Here is a 1,626-nt window from a genome sequence, read left to right as displayed (position 1 = left end):
GCTGCTGCTGCGCCACGCCGACGCGGCCGGACGGGGCTGGCTGGAGGAACGCGAGGCGGCCGACCTGCTGACGGGCGACGGCTCGCCGCTGCGCCTGTGCGGCCGGCGGCAGCTGGCGAACCTGCTGGACGCGGGCGAGGGACTATTCTGGGAGCGGCGGGCCGGGCGAGTGTGGCTGCGGTCGGCGGCGCGGACGGCGGCCGGGCTGGGCGTGCGCCGGCTGAGCGGGTCGCCGGTGGCCGTGCCGCTGGCGGCGCTGACGGGACGCATCGGCGACGCGCGCGCCCACCTCTACGCCAGCTTCCACAGCGGCCGGCAGCGGGCCGACCTGCTGACCGGGGAGCGCCGGCCGCGCGGCCCCATCGCCCGGGCCACGTTGACAGCGCTGACGGCCGCCGCGCCCAACAGCCAGCGCGCCTATGAGCGGCGGGCTTGCGTCGGCCACCGCAGCGCCATTGCCGTCGGCCCGCGAGCCGGCGGGCCGGATGAGCAAGAGCTGGCCTGGCGGCGCGGCCAGGCTCTATTCCATTGGCGCGACCGGGCGGGGCGACACGGCCGGCCCGGCGCGGTCTATCTGGCCTGGCAACTGCCCAACGAATACACCGGCCCGCACGCGACGCTACCGCGCGGCCGCCAGAAGCGCCTGAACCGGGCGCTCGCCGACCTGTTCCATAACGGGATGACGGGGAACGACGAGCAACTACCGGCGCGACGCTTCTACGGCACGGCCAAAGCGGCGGCGCTGGCCCGGCACGAACGGGAGCGATATTGGCGGGGGCGCGGGATGTGGTACTGGCAGGAGGAATTACGAATTAGGAATTAAGAATTAGGAATCAGAACCGCGCTCTCTTAATTCTTAATTCCTAATTCCTAATTCGGAAAAGAGTTGCACCCATAATCGGGATAAAGCTATGATCAGAGAATGAAACTCCACATCCTCGACACCCGCTTTCAAGGCATGCCCCAGGTCACGGCCGTCTACCTGGTGGTTGGATCCGACGGCCCGGTGCTGATCGAGACCGGCCCCGGCTCGACCCTGCCGGCCGTACTCAACGGGCTGGCCGCCCACGGCTTCGGCCCCGGCGACGTGCGCCACGTGCTGCTGACCCACATCCACCTCGATCATGCCGGGGCGGCCGGCTGGTGGGCGCAGCAGGGGGCGCAACTCTACGTCCATCACGTCGGCGCGCCCCATTTGGTCGATCCCAGCAAACTGCTGGCCAGCGCCACGCGCATCTATGGCGACCGGATGGAGGGGTTGTGGGGTGAGATACTGCCCGCGCCGGCCGAGCGGGTGACGCCGCTCTACGACGGCGACCGGGTGGAGGCGGGTGGGCTGACGTTCGTCGCCATCGACACGCCCGGCCACGCCTATCACCACCACGCCTACAAGCTGCGCGACTTCCGCAGCGGGGAGATCGCTTTCACGGGCGACGCGGCGGGCATCAACCTGCCGCTGGTCAACCTGGTCGACCTGCCCGCGCCGCCGCCGGAGTTTCACCTGGAGACGTGGCTCCAGACGATCCACCGGCTGGAGAGCGAGGAGTTGCGGACGATCTACCCGACGCACTTTGGGCCGGTGCACGACGTGCATGGGCATCTGGTAGCCCTGCGGGTGCTGATGGT

General features: G+C 70.0%; 2 protein-coding genes. Both read left to right on the top strand.

Going from position 1 to position 1,626, the window contains the following annotated elements; genetic code table 11:
- Nucleotides 1-823 (top strand): hypothetical protein (locus ACE3UY_RS15590; protein WP_374688420.1); only part of this gene is annotated, 823 nt, incomplete at its 5' end.
- Between the two features lie 99 nt (nt 824-922).
- Nucleotides 923-1,626: MBL fold metallo-hydrolase (locus tag ACE3UY_RS15585; protein ID WP_374688419.1), on the top strand; the 704-nt coding region annotated here is incomplete at its 3' end.

Source organism: Promineifilum sp. (SeqCode), from assembly GCF_041918635.1.
Taxonomy (GTDB): domain Bacteria; phylum Chloroflexota; class Anaerolineae; order Promineifilales; family Promineifilaceae; genus Promineifilum.
The sequence above is the reverse complement of the archived record's forward strand: the minus strand, read 5'-3'. Positions and strand labels throughout refer to the sequence as shown.